This is a genomic window from Stenotrophomonas sp. STEN021 (genome assembly GCF_056760175.1).
Window position 1 is genome coordinate 33,994 of sequence record NZ_JBRREH010000027.1, and the last position, 16,839, is coordinate 50,832.

Genomic DNA, 16,839 nt, shown 5'->3' on the forward strand with positions numbered 1-16,839 from the left:
GAACTGATGTTGGCATGGAATAAGGAGGAAACGGCTAACCCCGGCCCGTAGCCCGGGTAAGCGAAGCGCGCCCGGGGCCGTCCACGGATGCCTGGCGCCAAACTCCCGGGTGCGCTTCGCTTACCCGGGCTACGGGTGATGCGGATAGCCCGATAACGAAAAAGCCCGGGGTCGCTCCCGGGCTTTGGCTTCGTTAACCGCAGACAACTCAGCCGCGCTTGGCCCTGTTCGCCGCGTTCAGCTTGCTGTGGCGCACGCCATACAGGAAGTAGATGACAAAGCCGGTGATCGTCCAGATTCCCATCAGCATCCAGTTGTGCAGGGTCATGGCAGTGAGCAGGCCGATGCAGCTGAGCACGCCGAGGCTGCAGACCAGCCAGGCCATGGGGATGCGGAACGGGCGCGGCAGGTCTGGCTGGGTACGACGCAATACCAGCACGCCGGCGCAAACCGCGGCAAAGGCGATCAGCGTGCCCATCGAGGTCAGCTCGCCGAGGATGTCCAGCGGGAACAGCGCCGCCAGCAAGGCGATGCCGATGCCGGTGATCACGGTGTTGACGTGCGGGGTCCGGTACTTGGGGTGGATCTTGGTGAATACCGGCGGCAGCAGGCCGTCGCGGCCCATGATCATGAAGATGCGCGGCTGGCCGATTACCATCACCAGCACCACCGAGGCCAGGCCGATCAGCGCGCCGATTTCGACAATGATCCGCAGCCAGTCCAACTGCGGATGTGCGGCTACCGCGGTGACCACCGGCTCGGCGGTGCCCAGCAACTGGTAAGGCACCAGGCCGGTCATGACTGCGGCCATGGCGATATACAACACGGTGCAGATCACCAGCGACAGCAGCATGCCGATCGGCAGGTCGCGCTGCGGGCGGTGCGATTCCTGCGCCGCCACCGATACCGCTTCAAAACCGATATAGGCGAAGAACACCATCGCCGCACCGCGCAGTACGCCTTCAAAACCATACTTGCCGGGGCCTTCGTTGGCCGGGATGAACGGGGTCCAGTTGCTGGTGTCCACGTACTTCCAGCCGGCAACGATCACCAGGATGATCAGTCCGGTCTTGAGCACGACCATGGCCATGTTCATTGCCGAGGACTTGCTGATGCCGACGTAGCACAGCCAGGTCAGCAGCAGCACCAGGATCGCTGCCGGAATGTTGGCGATGGCACCGGTGGGCTTGAGCTGGGCATCCAATGGCGCGCTGACCAGCGCAGCAGGCAGGTGGATGTTGAAGTGGTCCAGGAAACTCAGGAAGTAGCCCGTCCAGCTGACTGCCACCGCCGAGGCCGAGACGCCGTACTCCAGCACCAGCATCCAGCCGATGAACCAGGCAGACAGCTCGCCGAAGGTGGCGTAGGTATAGGTGTAGGCACTGCCGGAGACCGGCACCATCGAGGCGAACTCGGCATAGGCCAGGGCGCAGAAGGCGCAGCAGATGGCCGCCAGCACGAAGGACAGCATGATGGCCGGGCCGGCATGGTTGGCGGCGGCCTGGCCGGTGATGACGAAGATGCCGCCGCCGATCACCGCGCCGATGCCCAGCGCGGTCAGGCCCCAGGGGCCGAGGGTTCGGCGCAGGCTCAGGCCATTGGCCTCCTCATGTGCGGCGTGCGGATGTTTGGTGGCCCAGAGTTGCTTGAACATGTTTCGGGTCTTCGCTCATCGGTGCGCGGCGCGCGCGCAAAAGAAAACCGGCGCGCGCGGCGCCGGTCAGGGTGTGGATCAGACGTGCTTGTTCAGCTTGCTGTTGCGGATGCCATAGCCGAAATAGATGCACAGGCCCAGCAGAGTCCAGCCAACGAACAGGTGCCAATGCACCACGAAGGCCTGCATGAACAGCGCCAGGCAAGCCAAGGCGCCAAGCGGGCAGATCAGCCACGCGGCTGGCACCTTGAACGGGCGCACGATGTCAGGTTTGGTACGGCGCAGTATCAGTACGCCGATGCAGACCGTGGCGAAGGCCAACAGGGTGCCCATCGATACCAGCTCGCCAAGCACGTTCAGCGGCACCAGGCCGGCCAGCAGGGCGGCCAGCACGCCGACTACCACGGTGCTGACATACGGGGTACGGAAGCGCGGATGCACCTTGCCGAACATCTTCGGCAGCAGGCCGTCGCGGGAGATGGTGTAGGCGATGCGCGACTGCCCCATCATCATTACCAGCACCACCGAAGACAGGCCGGCGATGGCGCCGATCTCGACTGCAGTCTTGAGCCAGGACAGGCTCGGGTACGCTTCCAGTGCAGTGGCCACCGGCTTGTCGGTGCCCAGCAGGTTGTACGGCAGCATACCGGTCAGCACCGCACAGACGACGATATAGACCAGGGTACAGATGGCCAGCGAGCCGAGCAGGCCGATCGGCATGTTCTTCTGCGGGTCCTTGGTTTCGCCGGCGGCGGTGGATACCGCATCAAAGCCGATATAGGCGAAGAACACGATGGTGGCGGCGCGGAACACGCCGCTCCAGCCGAATTCACCGAAGGTGCCGGTGTTTTCCGGGATGAACGGGTGCCAGTTTGCCGGGTCGATGTACTGGATGCCGAAACCGACAAACAGGCAGATCACGATGACCTTGATCGCCACGATCACCGCGTTGACGAAGGTGGACTGGGTAACGCCGACGTAGAGCAGGCCGGTGATGGCGGCTACGATCAGCACCGCCGGGAGGTTGAACAACTTGCCGGAACTGATGAATTCGCTGCCGGTCCAGGCCAGAGGGGCGGCAGACAAGGCGTCTGGGAAGGGCATGTGCAGCGTGGTGGTGATGAAGCTGATCAGGTATGCCGACCAGCCCACCGCGACCGAGGCCGAGGCGAACAGATACTCCAGCACCAGGCACCAGCCGATGAACCAGGCCATGCCTTCGCCCAGGGTGGCGTAGGAGTAGGAGTAGGCGCTGCCGGAGACCGGCATCATCGCCGCGAACTCGGCGTAACACAGGCCGGCCAGTGCGCAGGCAATGCCGGCGAAGACGAAGGACAGCATCACCGCTGGCCCGGCGTGGTTGGCCGCGGCCTGGCCGGTCAGCACGAAGATGCCTGCACCGATCACCGCGCCAATGCCGAGCAGGATCAGGTGCTTGGCGGTGAGGGTGCGCTTGAGCGTGGCTTCGCCTTGCAGGCTGCCTTCGATCGGCTCACCGGCATCAACATGTGCGGCCGGTTCGACCGGTTTGACCCTCAACAGTGCTTTAAGCATTCCGCAAATTCCCGAGCTGTGTATTGGCCCGAACGCGCTGGGGCGACGGGACCGGTTGTGTGGCGACGCAAGCTGAACGGTCGGCAACCGCTCTACCTTGCCAAAGCTTGCGAAACTCGACAAGCGCAACTGCAACATCGACAGCGATAATGACCGCCGGATGGAAAAGATGGGATGTGCTTACAGTCATGCTTGGGAAGGATCTACCGTTGCGTCAGGCATTTGAGGACTATTCCCTGCGTCATCGGGAGCATGAAAAGGTGGCACAGGAATTCCTGGCTTTGCTTGACGAAGGCGCGATGGACCCATTCACTCGGGAGCGTGTGGCCGGCCATTTCACCGGCAGCGCCTGGTTGGTCAGTGCCGACGGCCAACGTGTCCTGCTCACCCACCATCGCAAGCTGCAACGCTGGTTGCAGTTGGGTGGCCACGCCGATGGCGACCGTGATCTGAGCGCGGTAGCGCTGCGCGAGGCTGAAGAGGAGTCCGGCTTGCCGGGTTTGACCCTGGCGTCGGCCGGTATTTTTGACCTGGACAGGCATTGGATTCCCGAACGCAGGGATGTTCCGGGGCATTGGCATTACGACGTGCGCTATGCAGTGGTGGCCGGTAGCAACGAGGCGTTTGTGGTCAGCGAGGAATCGCTGGAGCTGGCGTGGCGGCCCATAGCCGAGATCGCCAGCGGTGAAGATGAATCCATGCGGCGGATGGCAAACCGGTGGCTGCAGAGATAGAAGGGGCATGCAGGAGCGGCGTTAGCCGCGAAGCAGGCGGTGCCTGATCGCTGGAAATGCCTGCAATCTGAATGTCCGTCAGCTTCGCGGCTTGGGCCGCTCCCACAACATCCCCTGACGGGACCGGTAGAACCTCTGCCGAGCATGACTCGGCGTTACAGCTCCCTCCCTTTCGCGTAGCGAAGGGGAGGGTTGGGGAGGGGTTGGTTTTTGCAGCTGTGACGCCGCTGAGAAAGCCCCTGCCGAGCATGGCTCGGCACTACGGAGATGCGTCAGTAGAGGATGCGGGTGCGCAGGGTGCCCTGGATCGTGGCCAGGTCTTCGCGGATGGCCGCGGCCTGCTCTTCGCTGGCGGTGATGTCGATCACCACGTAGCCGACCTTGGGGTCGGTGCGCAGGAACTGGCCGTCGATGTTGAGGTTGTGGCGCGAGAAGATCTCGTTGATCTTGGACAGCACGCCCGGCACGTTGCGGTGGATATGCAGCAGGCGCAGGCTTTGCTCATGCTCCGGAAGGGTGACTTCCGGGAAGTTGACGGCAGACAGGGTCGAGCCGTTGTCGCTGTAACGCACCAGCTTGGCCGCCACTTCCACGCCGATGTTTTCCTGCGCCTCCAGCGTGGAACCGCCGACATGCGGGGTCAGGATCACGTTGTCATGCGCGGTCAGTGGCGATTCGAACAGGTCGCCATTGCCCTTGGGCTCGACCGGGAACACGTCCACTGCGGCGCCGCCGAGGTGGCCCGAGCTCAAGGCCGCATCCAGCGCGGCGATATCGACCACGGTGCCGCGCGCGGCATTGATCAGGTGCGCGCCCTTCTTCATCTTGCTCAGTTGCTCAGCGCCGATCATCCACTGCGTGGAGCCGTTCTCCGGCACGTGCAGGGTCACCACGTCCGAGCACGCCAGCAGGTCGTCCAGGCTGATGGCCGGATGCGCATTGCCCAGCGACAGCTTGGTTTCGATGTCGTGGAAGATCACGTGCATGCCCAGTGCCTCGGCCAGCACGCCAACCTGGGTGCCGATATGGCCATAGCCGATGATGCCAAGGGTCTTGCCACGCACTTCGTGGCTGCCGGCGGCCGACTTGGACCAGCCGCCGCGGTGGCATTCGGCGTTCTTCTGCGGAATGCCGCGGGTCAGCATGATCGCTTCGGCAATCACCAGCTCGGCGACCGAGCGGGTATTGGAGTAAGGCGCGTTGAATACTGGAATACCGGCCAGCTCGGCCGCTTCCAGGTCGACCTGGTTGGTGCCGATGCAGAAGCAGCCGACTGCGATCAGGCGTTTGGCATGGGCCAGCACCTCGGCGCTGAGGTGGGTGCGCGAGCGGATACCGACGATGTGGGCTTCGGCGATGCGTTCTTTCAGCTCGTCCTCGGGCAGCGACTTGCTGTACAGCTCGATCTGCGAGTAACCGGCCGCCTTGAAGACGTCCACGGCGGTCTGGCTGACCCCCTCAAGCAACAAAACGCGGATGTCCTGCTTCGGAAACGAGGTCTTCTTGGGCGACATGTCGAGAACGGCGGCGTAGAGGGGTGGCCGCCAACTATGCCAGAACCGGGCTGCGTTTTGTGCGCTGCGCAATGCGGCAAGGCCTTGATGGCAAAAGGTTTCAGATGAAATCCAGGCTGTACTGCGACGGCTGACGCTGTGACTGGACGGCGCGCCGCGCGGCTGTCACCCTTGACAGCTTTCACGTCGCCGAAACACTGCCATGACCGATCCGCGCTTGGAATCCCTGTTGCAGTCCTGCCCCGACCTGCGTCTGAAGACCGAGCCTGGCGATCTGGAGCATTACGGGCGCGACTGGACCCGGCGCTGGACCCCGGCCCCGTTGGCCATTGCCTTGCCAGGCAACGTCGAGGAAGTGCAGGCGGTGGTGCGCTGGGCCAATGAGCACAACGTGGCCGTGGTGCCCTCCGGTGGCCGCACGGGCTTGTCTGGTGGTGCCGTAGCCGCCAACGGCGAGCTGGTGCTGAGCCTTGAACGCATGAACAAGCCACTGGGCTTCGATGCAGTAGACCGCACCCTGGTGGTGCAGGCCGGCATGCCGCTGGAGGCGGTGCACAACGCCGCCAAGGAACATGGGCTGATCTATCCGGTGGATTTCGCCGCGCGTGGTTCCTGTTCGATTGGCGGCAATATCGCCACCAATGCCGGCGGCATCCGCGTGATCCGCTACGGCAACACCCGCGAGTGGATCGCCGGGCTCAAGGTGGTTGCCGGCAACGGTGAGCTGCTGGAGCTCAACAAGGGCTTGATCAAGAATTCCAGTGGCTACGACTTCCGACAGTTGATGATCGGCTCCGAAGGCACGCTTGGCATCGTGGTCGAGGCCACCTTGAAGCTGACCGACCCGCCGCCGACCACCAATGTGATGGTGTTGGCGCTGCCGTCGTTCGAAGTGCTGATGCAGGTGTTCTCAGCGTTCCGTGAGCGCCTGCAGCTGGAGGCCTTCGAGTTCTTCACCGACCTGGCGGTCAAGCACGTCACCGCGCATGGCGCGCAGTATCCGTTCGAGGAGATTCACCCGTATTACGTGGTGACCGAATACGCCTCCGCCGATGAGGCCGGTGAAGCTGCTGCGCTGGCGGCGTTCGAGTACTGCATGGAGCAGGGCTGGGTGCTGGATGGCGTGATCAGCACCAGCGAAGCCCAGGCACAGCAGTTGTGGCGTCTGCGCGAAGGCATCACGGAGTCGGTGGCGCGCTACAAGCCGTACAAGAACGATGTGTCGGTGCGGATCTCGGCGATGCCAGCCTTCCTGGCCGAAACCCAGGCGCTGATCAATGGCGCCTATCCGCACTTCGAGGTGGTGTGGTTTGGCCATATCGGCGATGGCAACCTGCACATCAACGTGCTCAAGCCCGATGACACCAGCGACGCCGAGTTCCTCAGCCAATGCGAGCATGTGACCAAACTGCTGGCGCAGGTGCTGCTGCGGTTTGATGGCAGCATCTCGGCAGAACACGGCATCGGCCTGGTCAAGAAGGCCTATCTGTCCAGCACCCGCAGCGAGGCCGAAGTTGCGCTGATGCGTGGGGTCAAGCGCGCCTTCGATCCGAACTGGTTGTTGAACCCGGGCAAGCTGTTCGATCAGTAATCGCGCAGCTCGCCGCGCGAGCTCCCGGAGGGAGCAGCTACTCGCGCGGCAGTTCCAGCACGAAGCGGCTGCCACCCTCGGCGCCGCTGCCGCAGCGGACATGGCCACCGTGGGCATCGGCAATCGCCTTGACCACCGCCAGGCCGAGTCCACTGCCGCCACCTTGGCGCGAGCGCGAGCCATCGCCGCGCATGAACGGATCGAAGACGTGTGGCTGCAGTTCGGCGTCGATGCCTGGGCCGTTGTCCTCGATGGCCAGTTGCACGTGGTCCTTGCCGTCCTGGATTGAAATCCGCACCCGCCCCGGGCTGGCATAGCGTCGCGCGTTGTCCAGCAGGGCGAGCAGGGCCTGGCGCAGACGGGTCGGGTCGCAGTAGGCGGGGTGTTCGTCGCGGTGTGTTTCAAGTTCCAGTACGGAACCGGAGCTGCGGAACGCGGGATCGACCATGGTCATCACCGAGTGCACTTCCTGCACCACATCGGTTCGTGCCCGCCGAACGTCCAGCCGGCCATTGCCGGCTAGCCCGAGCACGCGCAGGTCCTCGATCAGTCGCGACAGGCCTTCCACCTGTGCCAGCAAGCTGCGGAACTGCGCTTCGTCGGGCTGGAACACACCATCGGCCAAGCCCTGCAAACGGCCGCGCAGGATGGTCAGTGGCGTGCGCAGCTCATGCGCGATCGCCGCGTGCCACAGGGTGCGCTCGCGGTCCATGTGCTGCAGGCGTGCGGCCATGGTGTTGAAGTCCTCGACCAGCAAGGCGACCTCATCCAATGCATCATCGCTGGCGCTGGCACGTACGCCCAGGTCGCCGTCGGCCAGCGCGCGCACCGATTCCATCAAGGTATTGAGTGGGGCCACGATCCGATGCGTAAGGCGGATTGATGTTGCCAATGCAAGCGCCAAACCGATAACGGTGACGATCGCCATCCACGCCAGCTCGGGCCCGGTCGGCAACCATTCCTGCAGTTCCAGCATGCTGACTGGATAGGATTCCACCAGGATCGCGTACAACAGGCAGGAGGAAAAGGCCATCATCACGATGACGCTGATGACCATCAGCGACATCGACATGATGATGTGCCGATTGAGCCCGGGCCGGCGCATCAGCGATCCGCCGCCAGGCGATAACCGACACCGCGCACGCTGGCAGGCATATTGGCCACACCTACGTCATCGAGCTTGCGCCGCAGTTTGCTGACGTGACTGTCGACCGTGCGTTCCAGTGCCTCGCTCTCGGGCAGGCATTGGTGCATGAGCTCGCTGCGGCTGAAGATACGGGTAGGCGCCAGTGCCATGCAGTGCAGCAACTTGAACTCGGTGAGGGTTAGCAACAACTCGTGGCTGTAGCCGTCGCCCTCGACGTGCACGGCATGGGTTTGCGGATCGATCAGCAACGGCCCTGCACGCAGCGATGCGGCGGTCTGTCGCGGCGCCGTGCGCAGGGTGCGGCGCAGTACCGCTCTTACCCGCGCAGCGACTTCGGCAGGATTGAATGGCTTGACCACGTAGTCGTCTGCACCCATCCGCAATGCGGTCAGCTTGTCCAGATCCTGATCCAGCGCGGTGAGCATGATGATCGGCGTATCGCTGCTTTGGCGCAGCTGAGAAAGCACGCCCCAGCCGTCGATGCCGGGCAGCTGCACATCCAGCAACACCAGATCGGGACGGGCACTGCGATGCAGCTCCAGGGCGGTCCGGCCGTCGCTGGCCCGCACGACACGCAGCTTCTCCCGCTCCAGATAGGCGGCGATGATGTCGGCGATCTCGGTTTCGTCCTCGACGATGAGGACAAGTGCATCATGGGAGCGGTCCCATTGCGCCATCGCGGCGGCGGGTAGATGTGCAGTCATTGCCGGGTAGGGACCAAAAGGTTCTAGCCTCCATGCTATCTCCACATTCCCTCCATCGAAACCCCATCATCGGCCGCCACACTGCGCGCCTGCGTTCCTGCAGGCTTTCCAGTACCACGTGTAGCGATGACCATTCGACGGATTACGGCGGCCGTGTGTGCGGCCTTGGTTTTGGCCATGACGGCCTGCTCCTCCCCTGAAGTACCTGCGGAAGCAGTGCCAAAGGTCAGCGTGCTGACGGTTGCCGCCCAGCGCGTGCAGCGTGATGACGAATTGCAGGGGCGGGTAACGGCGTTGCGTACGGCGCAGATCCGCGCGCAGGTTGGCGGCATCGTGCGCAAGCGCCTGTTTGAACAAGGTGCCGAGGTCACTGCCGGGCAGGCGCTGTTCCAGATCGATCCGTCGGCATTCCGGGCCGATGTCGATTCAGCGTTGGCGGCCTTGCAGCGCAGCGAGGCGGCGCTCTCACGCAGCCGGGTGCAGGCGCAGCGCCTGCAGGCGCTGGCCGACGCGCAGGCAGTCAGCCAGCAGCATCGCGATGATGCGACGTTCGAGTATGAGCAGGCGCGTGCAGCGGTGGCCGAAGCCAGGGCGATCCTCGCCAGGCGTCAGCTGGATCTGCGCTATGCCACGGTCAGTGCGCCGATTGACGGTCGCATCGATCAGGCAATGGTGACCGAAGGCGCCTTGGTGAACGCCGCCGACAGCGAGCCGATGGCGCTGGTGCAGCAGATCGATCAGGTCTATGTGGACGTGCGCCAGCCAGCTTCGCAGCTGCCAGAAATGCGCAAGGGCGTGGTTGATGGCAGCGCGCTGTCGGTGGCGATCATCGGCGCCAATGGGCAACTGCACGAGCAGCCCGGACAGCTGTTGTTTTCGGGTATCAACGTCGACGCGCGCACGGGTGACGTGGTGTTGCGGGTGTTGGTCGACAATCCTGGACGCGACCTGCTGCCCGGCATGTTCGTGCGCGCGCGCGTACCGCGTGGCGCGGCCAGCCAGCTGCCGCTGCTGCCGCAACAGGCGGTACTGCGCAGTGCCGGTGGCCAGGCGTACGCCTGGGTGATCGGTGGCGATGGCAAGGCCGTCATACGCACCATCGAGATCGACGGCAGCGTGGACCGGCAGTGGATCGTCCGCAGCGGCCTGAAAATCGGCGAGCGTGTGGTGGTGGAAGGGCAGGAGCGTCTGCAGGAAGGGCGCCTGGTTGAAACCTCGGCTTGGCAGCCGGTGTCCATGCAGGGCAAGGCCGCCATCGCATCCAGCCACAACTGAAGGTAGGACATGGCTCGCTTTTTCATTGATCGCCCGGTATTCGCCTGGGTGCTGGCTATCTTCGTCGTGCTGGCCGGGATACTGGCGATTCCGCGGCTTGCGGTCGAACGCTATCCGTCGGTGGCGCCAACCAGCGTCAGCATCTATGCCAGCTACCCCGGTGCCAGCCCACAGACGCTGGATGACTCGGTTGTCGGCTTGATCGAGCGGGAGTTATCCAGCGTCAAGCACCTGCTGTACTTCCAGTCGTCGGTGGACACCTCCGGCGAGGCCTCCATTACTGCCACCTTCGCCCCGGGTACCAATCCGGAACTGGCACAGGTCGACGTACAGAACCGGATCAAGGCGATCGAGTCGCGGTTGCCGGCCAGCGTGCGTCAGAGTGGTTTGTATGTGGAGGCATCCGGCTCCGGTTTCCTGATGCTGGTCGGGCTGAAGTCGCCGGACGGCAGCGTCGACGAAGCGCAGCTCGGCGACTTCATGGCGCGCAACATCATCGAGGAGCTGCGTCGTATCGAGGGTGTTGGCCGGGTGCAGCTGTTCGGTGCCGAGCAGGCCATGCGGATCTGGTTGGACCCTGGCGCTTTGACGGGCTACGAGCTCACCGTGGGTGACGTGGTCGCCGCCATCGAACAACAGAACCAGAACATCGCGCCGGGACGTATCGGGGACTCGCCAAGTGTGGCCGGTCAACGTATCACCGTGCCCTTGGTTGCCGATGGGCAGCTGAGTACGCCTGCACAGTTCGCCGCCATCGTGCTGCGTGCGCATGCTGATGGCTCGCGGGTGCTGCTCGGCGATGTGGCGCGGGTGGAACTGGGGGCGCAGAGTTACGCCTGGGGTACCCGCGAGGACGGCCAGGTGGCGACCGCCGCCGGCATCCAGCTGCGTCCTGGCGCGAACGCGGTAAGCACATCCTCTGCAGTGCGTGCGCGCATGGCCGAGCTGCAGTCCCTGCTGCCGCCAGGCGTGGAGAGCAGTATTCCGTTCGATACCGCACCTTTCGTGAAGATCTCCATCCAGAAGGTAGTGCAGACCCTGCTGGAGGCGATGTTGCTGGTGTTCGCGGTGATGTTCCTGTTCCTGCAGGACTGGCGCTATACCCTGGTGCCGGCGTTGGTTGCGCCGATTGCATTGCTGGGCACCTTCGCGGTGATGCTGGCGTTGGGCTTCTCGATCAATGTGCTGACCATGTTTGGCATGGTGTTGGCCATTGGCATCATCGTCGACGATGCAATCGTCGTTGTCGAAGGTGTTGAACGGATCATGGCCGAGCAGGGACTGGCGCCGCGCGAGGCCACGATCAAGGCCATGCATGAGCTGACCAGCGCCGTGGTTGGTATTACCCTGGTGCTGACTGCGGTATTCATTCCGATGGCCTTTGCCAGTGGCTCGGTGGGTGCGATCTATCGTCAGTTCACGGTGTCGATGGCGGTAGCGATCCTGATCTCGGCATTGCTGGCGTTGAGCCTGACTCCGGCGCTGTGTGCAACCCTGCTACGGCCAGCTGCGCATGCACGGCCGCGCGGGCGGCTGTTCGCAGCATTCAATCGCGGATTCGCGCGCATGACTGGGCGCTACCACCGTGCGGTGGCGGCGGTGCTGCGTCGCGGCGGACGGGTCATGGGCGTGTTCGCTGGCTTGCTGTTGGTGTTGTTGCTGGGCCTGCAATGGCTGCCGGGGGCGTTCCTGCCGGAGGAGGATCAGGGCTACTTCGTTACCTCGATCCAGTTGCCTGCCGAGGCGACCGCCGAGCGCACCCTGGCCGTGGTCCAGGACTATGAGGCGCATATCGCTTCGCGCCCGGGCATTGCCGCCAACCAGGTAATCACCGGATACAGCTTTGCCGGATCAGGCCCCAGCGCAGCCATGGCTTACACCATACTCAAGGACTGGGGCCAACGTGGCGGTGCGACCGCAGCAGAGGAGGTGGCCGCTACGCTGAAGGCGATGGCAGCCAGCGGCGAGGGTGAAGTGATCAGCGTGATGCCGCCGGCCATCGACAGCCTCGGCAACTCCTCCGGCTTCAGTCTGGCGCTGCAGGCCCGCAGCGGCCAGACCCAGCTACAGCTGCGTGCCGCGCAGAAGCAATTATTGGCCTTGGCCAAGGCCAGCCCGTTGCTGGGCGAGGTGCACGCCGATGGCCTGCCCTCCGGTAGCAGCGTGCGGCTGCAGATAGATCGTGCCAAGGCCGAGGCGATGGGGGTTGGCTTTGCCGACATCAGCAGTACCTTGTCGGTGGCGATGGGCTCGCAGTACGTCAATGACTTTCCCAACGCTGGCCGCTTGCAACAGGTGATCCTGCAGGCAGATGCGCCGTTCCGGATGGAGGTCGAGGACGTGCTGCGGCTGTACGTGCGTAATGCGCAGGGGGGCATGGTCGCACTTGCGGAGCTGGTCAGTCCGCAATGGGAGGAGTCGCCATTGCAGCTGCAGCGCTACCTCGGTTTTCCCGCATTGAATGTCTCTGGTGCGCCGGCTGAAGGCGTCTCCACCGGTCAGGCCATGGCCGAGATGGAGCGGCTTGCGGCGCAGTTGCCGCCGGGCTTTGCCCTGCAGTGGACCAGCCAGTCGCTGCAGGAAAAAACGTCCGGGTCGCAGGCGCCTTGGCTGCTGCTGATATCGATGTTGGTGGTCTTCCTGGTGCTGGCCGCCTTGTATGAGAGTTGGTCGATACCGATGGCGGTGATGCTGGTGGTGCCGCTCGGCCTGCTGGGTGCGGTGGCGGCGGTGTTGCTGCGTGGCATGCCCAATGATGTTTTCTTCAAGGTCGGGATGATCACGGTGATCGGCCTGTCGGCGAAGAATGCGATCCTGATCGTGGAATATGCGCGGCAGCTGCAGCAGCAGGGAATGACTGCTGCGCAGGCCGCACTGCGGGCTGCGCGTCTGCGCCTGCGGCCCATCCTGATGACGTCGATGGCGTTCGCACTGGGCGTCGTGCCGCTGATGCTGGCGCAGGGCGCGTCGCGGGAGACCCAGCAGGCCATTGGCACGGGCGTGTTTGGCGGGATGGTGTCGGCAACCGTGCTGGCGGTGTTCTTCGTGCCGGTGTTCTATGTGGTGGTGGATGGCAGTTGGCGCTGGTTGCGCCAGCGCCTGCCCGCTTCGCGCAGCAGTTCCGCTGGCGGGGGATGATGAACGGATTGGGCGGGCAGGCCCGTTACAGGTTCCAACCAGCCGCGGCGGTGGTTACTCTTGGCATCCTTCACACCCGATGTTGACCTGCCGATGATCCGCAAGATCCTGTTCTGCGCCTTGATTGCCCTGCCGATGTCGGCATTCGCCTCCAGCTTTGCAGGCACGTCGGCCGGCTCCGCATCGGGCGCATCGTCCAATTCTTCGGGCAGCTCCTCGGGCGATGACAAGGTATTGCTGGATGCGCGCGAAGACGCGGCTGGTTTTGTCGCCAGCAATGGCGAAATCCGTGGCGCATGGCTGGAAGCTGCCCTGATCCAGCTGCGCGAGCGGGATGCTGCCGCGCGCGATGCCAGCGACATGGCGTTGGCCCGGAAGATCCTGGCCCTGTGATGAATTTCCGCCGGCTGCCGCCCGCGCGGTGGCTGGCGGTGTTGCTGCTGTGCTGCGTCAGCGCGCCTTCGCAGGCGGCAGTGCGCATCGCGCTGCAGGCACATACGCCTGCGCTGGATCCGGCGCAGGTGCAGGCCAGCCAGCAACTGATCGACGAGGTACTGGCGCGCCTTCCCGCCGGTATCGAGCGCAGCAGCTCCTTGACGTTGCAGCTGCGCTGGCGTGACGACTTGCCCGAGCATGTGCAGGGCAGGGCGCGTAGACGCGAGCTGGGTCTGGATGCACGCTTGCTGGCGCCCTTGCTGCAGGGAGCGCCTGCGTCCTCCGTGGCCTCCTCCGGGGCTTGGCAGCGGGCACGAGCGGCGTTGATACATGAGCTGGGACACGCGCTGGACCGCTCGGCCGAAGGCCGCTGGTCAAGCCAGTCCCGCTTTCTGGATCTGGCCGGTTGGCAGCGGCGTGCGCTGTGGCCAGGGCGCGGGCGCAATCACTTCAGTCTGCGCAGCCCTGATCGCTACGAGTTGGAGAGCCCTGCCGAGTTCTTCGCGGTCAACCTCGAACACTATCTGTTGGACCCGGACTACGCCTGCCGGCGCCCGCTGCTGCATGCATGGTTCGGCGAGAATCTGGGCGTGCGCCAGCTGGACGTGGTGCAGTGCCCGCAGGCCTTGCCGTTCATGCAGGCCGGCGAGCAGGAAGGTCTGGCCGATTTGCTTGGGCTGGACCCGGCGCGGGTCTACGAAATCGATTACCTGCTGGCTGAAGGCAACGAGAAGCTGATGAGCCGCTGGGGCCACAGCATGCTGCGGCTGGTGGTATGTGCGCCTGGGCGGGAACCTGGCCCTGCCTGTCGAATGGATCTGCAATACCACCTGGTGCTGTCGTTCCGCGCCTTTGTCGGTGATGTGCAGATATCCAGCTGGCGCGGCCTGACCGGGTCCTATCCGTCGCGCTTGTTCGTGTTGCCGCTGAGCCGGGTGATCGAGGAATACACCAAGGTCGAGCTGCGCGGGGTCTCCTCCACACCGCTGCGCCTGCGGCGTGATGAGATCAACGCAGTGCTGCAGCAGGCGGCGCGGTTGCATTGGGACTACGACGGGCGCTACTACTTCATCAGCAACAACTGCGCGGTGGAAACCGGCAAGCTGCTGGGCGATGGTGCGCCGCGGTTGGGTACGGCCGAGCTGCTGTCGGTCACTCCGACCGGTTTGCTGCACAGCCTGCGTGCCGAAGCATTGGCCGATCGGCCGCGGGATCGCGCGCAGGCGCTGCGTGGCGGCTATTACTTCGAGTCAGCGGCCGCCCATTATGCGCTGGTGTTCGGGATCGCCCGCAAAGCCCTGCCGTTGCCGGCCAATAATGTGGAGGCCTGGCTGGCCCTGCCACCCGCGCAACGCCAGAGGTGGATGCAGCAGGCTGATGATCAGGTGCTGGCGGCCATGCTGTTGCTGGAGCAGGCCGCGTGGCGACGGGGGGAGGTGGCAGCAGCTGATGTGCTCAAGCGCAGCCTGCTCGCCAGTGGCAAGCGGGGGCAGGAAATGACGGACTTCCAGGCGCTGATGGAGCGGTCTGCTGCGCTGCTGGCCCCCGCCGGCCTGTTGGGGGCGGGTCAGGGCTATGGCATTCCCAGCGCGGATGAGCAGGCCCGCTTGCGTACCGCCGCCGCCGCCGGGGCTGGGCTCGCCCAACAGCAGTGGAAGGCGCTGCGTGAAGCGGCGTTGGCGGCGCTTCCTGGCGAGCAGCGGGAGCGCATGACCCAGATTGAAGTAAACCTGCTGTACCTGCGTAACAGGCTGCGTTTAGGGTACGGTACGCAGCCAGGGGAGGCGGCGGCGCTCGATGAGCGGCGTCCGGGTCAGTTTTCAGGAGAACGCGGTTGAGTAGTACTGAACAGCAGCAGGCGGCCGATGCGATGACGTTGGCCGAGGATGTCGTGAAACTGCGCTCCTGCGCGATTCTTCAGCTTGACCCTGATGGCCATGTGCTCGGCTGCAACGCCGGCGTCGCGACGGTATTTGGCTACGCCAGCAATGAGATCTGTGGCTTGGCATTTTCGCAGTTGTTCAGTGCTGCCGATTCGCAGCGCAGTGCAGCACAACAGGCAGTGGCACGCACGCTGGAGCAGGGCACCGACCAGCTCAGTCTGGCCATGGTGCGCAAGGACGGGGGGCGCTTCCGCGCATCGGTGATGCTGGAGCGGGTGTGCGACCAACGCGGCCCACGGGTGTTGGTGCTGATCCGCGACGTCACCGAGATCTTCCAAACCCAGAAGCGGGTCCGCGAGGCGCAGGAAGTCGCCCTGCGTGCGCAGCGCCTGGACGCGGTGGGCAAGCTGACCCTTGGCCTGTCGCATGACTTCAACAATCTGTTGTCGGTGATAGGCAACAGCCTGGACATGCTGTCGCTGCGCCGCTCCGGCGACGAAAGCGTGCGGCGCATTTTGGATATCGCCCACCGCGCGGTCGAGCGGGGCACGCAGTTGACCCGGCAGATGCTGGCCTTCGGGCGTGGGCAGACGCTGGTGCCGCAGCTGAGCCAGGTAGATGATCTGGTCAATGCCTCGTTGGAGCTGTACCGCCGGGTCTGCGGCGAGACCATCCAGTTGAATGTGAACCTGGCCGAGCAGCTGCCGCCTATCTCGGTGGACATCGGTCAGCTGGAAGCGGCACTGTTGAATCTGCTGAGCAATAGCCGTGATGCCATGCATGGTGTTGGCAAGGTGCTGCTGTCGGCGCGGTTGGAGAGCATCATCGTGCCGTCAGGCGCGGGGGAGGCCGGGCAGTTTGTCTGCATCTGCGTTGGCGACAGTGGGCCGGGTATCCAGGCCGAGCTGCAGGAGAGCGTGTTCGAGCCGTTCTTCACCACCAAGAGCGTCGGTGATGGCAGTGGATTGGGCCTGAGCCAGGTCTACGGCTTTGCCGCACAGTCGGGTGGCACGGCGACCATTGGTACCTCCGCGCTGGGCGGGGCAGCGGTGTCGCTGTATTTCCCGGTAGTGGCATAGCCTGCTGGTTTTTGTAGGAGCGGGGGGGGGAGCGGACCGGGGGGTGGGGTTAGAAGCGCGAGGTTGAGGGGTGGAAAAGGAAAGTAGGGCAACCGCCCAGAGAGGCGGGGGGCGGGGCGCGCAAAAAACCG

General features: G+C 64.4%; 12 protein-coding genes. 7 read left to right on the forward strand and 5 right to left on the reverse strand.

Annotated features, from left to right (window positions below):
• Window positions 1-208: 208 nt before the first annotated feature.
• Window positions 209-1,654 carry an amino acid permease gene (locus tag ACVOL0_RS07955; RefSeq protein WP_481548620.1) on the reverse strand — a complete coding sequence of 482 codons (1,446 nt, stop codon included), beginning with the start codon at window positions 1,652-1,654 and terminating at the stop codon, window positions 209-211.
• 78 nt (window positions 1,655-1,732) lie between these two features.
• A complete protein-coding gene (locus tag ACVOL0_RS07960; RefSeq protein ID WP_481548621.1) occupies window positions 1,733-3,208 on the reverse strand; it encodes an amino acid permease in 1,476 nt (491 codons plus the stop codon).
• A 188-nt stretch (window positions 3,209-3,396) separates the two neighbouring features.
• On the opposite strand from ACVOL0_RS07960, the gene ACVOL0_RS07965 reads away from it, so the two are divergent.
• Window positions 3,397-3,942, forward strand: coding sequence for an NUDIX hydrolase (locus ACVOL0_RS07965; RefSeq protein WP_481548622.1), 546 nt, complete (start codon window positions 3,397-3,399; stop codon window positions 3,940-3,942).
• A gap of 272 nt (window positions 3,943-4,214) precedes the next feature.
• Here the strand turns inward: ACVOL0_RS07965 and serA are convergent, their stop codons facing one another.
• Window positions 4,215-5,456, reverse strand: coding sequence for a phosphoglycerate dehydrogenase (gene serA / locus ACVOL0_RS07970; RefSeq protein ID WP_481548623.1), 1,242 nt, complete (start codon window positions 5,454-5,456; stop codon window positions 4,215-4,217).
• Window positions 5,457-5,658: 202 nt separating this feature from the next.
• Here serA and ACVOL0_RS07975 point away from each other — a divergent pair, with 202 nt between their 5' ends.
• A complete protein-coding gene (locus tag ACVOL0_RS07975; protein WP_481548624.1) occupies window positions 5,659-7,047 on the forward strand; it encodes an FAD-binding oxidoreductase in 1,389 nt (462 codons plus the stop codon).
• Between the two features lie 37 nt (window positions 7,048-7,084).
• On the opposite strand, the gene ACVOL0_RS07980 is transcribed toward ACVOL0_RS07975, so the two are convergent.
• Window positions 7,085-8,152: an ATP-binding protein gene (locus tag ACVOL0_RS07980; protein ID WP_481548625.1), complete on the reverse strand. Its 1,068-nt coding sequence runs from the start codon at window positions 8,150-8,152 to the stop codon at window positions 7,085-7,087.
• The gene (locus ACVOL0_RS07985) at window positions 8,152-8,898 is read right to left on the reverse strand and encodes a response regulator (protein ID WP_481548626.1); all 747 of its coding nucleotides are present in this window, start codon (window positions 8,896-8,898) and stop codon (window positions 8,152-8,154) included. The genes ACVOL0_RS07980 and ACVOL0_RS07985 overlap by 1 nt, the downstream gene beginning before the upstream one ends.
• Before the next feature lie 177 nt (window positions 8,899-9,075).
• Here ACVOL0_RS07985 and ACVOL0_RS07990 point away from each other — a divergent pair, with 177 nt between their 5' ends.
• The 5 genes from ACVOL0_RS07990 (at window position 9,076) to ACVOL0_RS08010 (ending at window position 16,708) form a co-directional block, all read left to right on the forward strand.
• Entirely contained in the window at window positions 9,076-10,173 is a 1,098-nt protein-coding gene (locus ACVOL0_RS07990) for an efflux RND transporter periplasmic adaptor subunit (protein WP_481548627.1), read from the forward strand.
• 9 nt (window positions 10,174-10,182) lie between these two features.
• On the forward strand, window positions 10,183-13,311 hold the full coding sequence (locus tag ACVOL0_RS07995; protein WP_481548628.1) for a multidrug efflux RND transporter permease subunit: 3,129 nt from the start codon (window positions 10,183-10,185) through the stop codon (window positions 13,309-13,311).
• Between the two features lie 93 nt (window positions 13,312-13,404).
• Entirely contained in the window at window positions 13,405-13,704 is a 300-nt protein-coding gene (locus tag ACVOL0_RS08000) for a DUF2388 domain-containing protein (protein ID WP_481548629.1), read from the forward strand.
• The gene (locus tag ACVOL0_RS08005; RefSeq protein ID WP_481548630.1) at window positions 13,704-15,584 is read left to right on the forward strand and encodes a DUF7844 domain-containing protein; all 1,881 of its coding nucleotides are present in this window, start codon (window positions 13,704-13,706) and stop codon (window positions 15,582-15,584) included. The genes ACVOL0_RS08000 and ACVOL0_RS08005 overlap by 1 nt, the downstream gene beginning before the upstream one ends.
• Window positions 15,581-16,708 carry a two-component system sensor histidine kinase NtrB gene (locus ACVOL0_RS08010; RefSeq protein ID WP_481548631.1) on the forward strand — a complete coding sequence of 376 codons (1,128 nt, stop codon included), beginning with the start codon at window positions 15,581-15,583 and terminating at the stop codon, window positions 16,706-16,708. The genes ACVOL0_RS08005 and ACVOL0_RS08010 overlap by 4 nt, the downstream gene beginning before the upstream one ends.
• Window positions 16,709-16,839: the final 131 nt, after the last annotated feature.

Excerpts from the sequence above, each read along its gene's own strand:
- ACVOL0_RS07955 (WP_481548620.1), bottom strand. The coding sequence starts at position 1,654 with ATGTTCAAGCAACTCTGGGCCACCAAACATCCGCACGCCGCACATGAG.
- ACVOL0_RS07960 (WP_481548621.1), bottom strand. The coding sequence starts at position 3,208 with ATGCTTAAAGCACTGTTGAGGGTCAAACCGGTCGAACCGGCCGCACAT.
- ACVOL0_RS07965 (WP_481548622.1), top strand. The coding sequence starts at position 3,397 with ATGCTTGGGAAGGATCTACCGTTGCGTCAGGCATTTGAGGACTATTCC.
- serA (WP_481548623.1), bottom strand. The coding sequence starts at position 5,456 with ATGTCGCCCAAGAAGACCTCGTTTCCGAAGCAGGACATCCGCGTTTTG.
- ACVOL0_RS07975 (WP_481548624.1), top strand. The coding sequence starts at position 5,659 with ATGACCGATCCGCGCTTGGAATCCCTGTTGCAGTCCTGCCCCGACCTG.
- ACVOL0_RS07980 (WP_481548625.1), bottom strand. The coding sequence starts at position 8,152 with ATGCGCCGGCCCGGGCTCAATCGGCACATCATCATGTCGATGTCGCTG.
- ACVOL0_RS07985 (WP_481548626.1), bottom strand. The coding sequence starts at position 8,898 with ATGACTGCACATCTACCCGCCGCCGCGATGGCGCAATGGGACCGCTCC.
- ACVOL0_RS07990 (WP_481548627.1), top strand. The coding sequence starts at position 9,076 with ATGACGGCCTGCTCCTCCCCTGAAGTACCTGCGGAAGCAGTGCCAAAG.
- ACVOL0_RS07995 (WP_481548628.1), top strand. The coding sequence starts at position 10,183 with ATGGCTCGCTTTTTCATTGATCGCCCGGTATTCGCCTGGGTGCTGGCT.
- ACVOL0_RS08000 (WP_481548629.1), top strand. The coding sequence starts at position 13,405 with ATGATCCGCAAGATCCTGTTCTGCGCCTTGATTGCCCTGCCGATGTCG.
- ACVOL0_RS08005 (WP_481548630.1), top strand. The coding sequence starts at position 13,704 with ATGAATTTCCGCCGGCTGCCGCCCGCGCGGTGGCTGGCGGTGTTGCTG.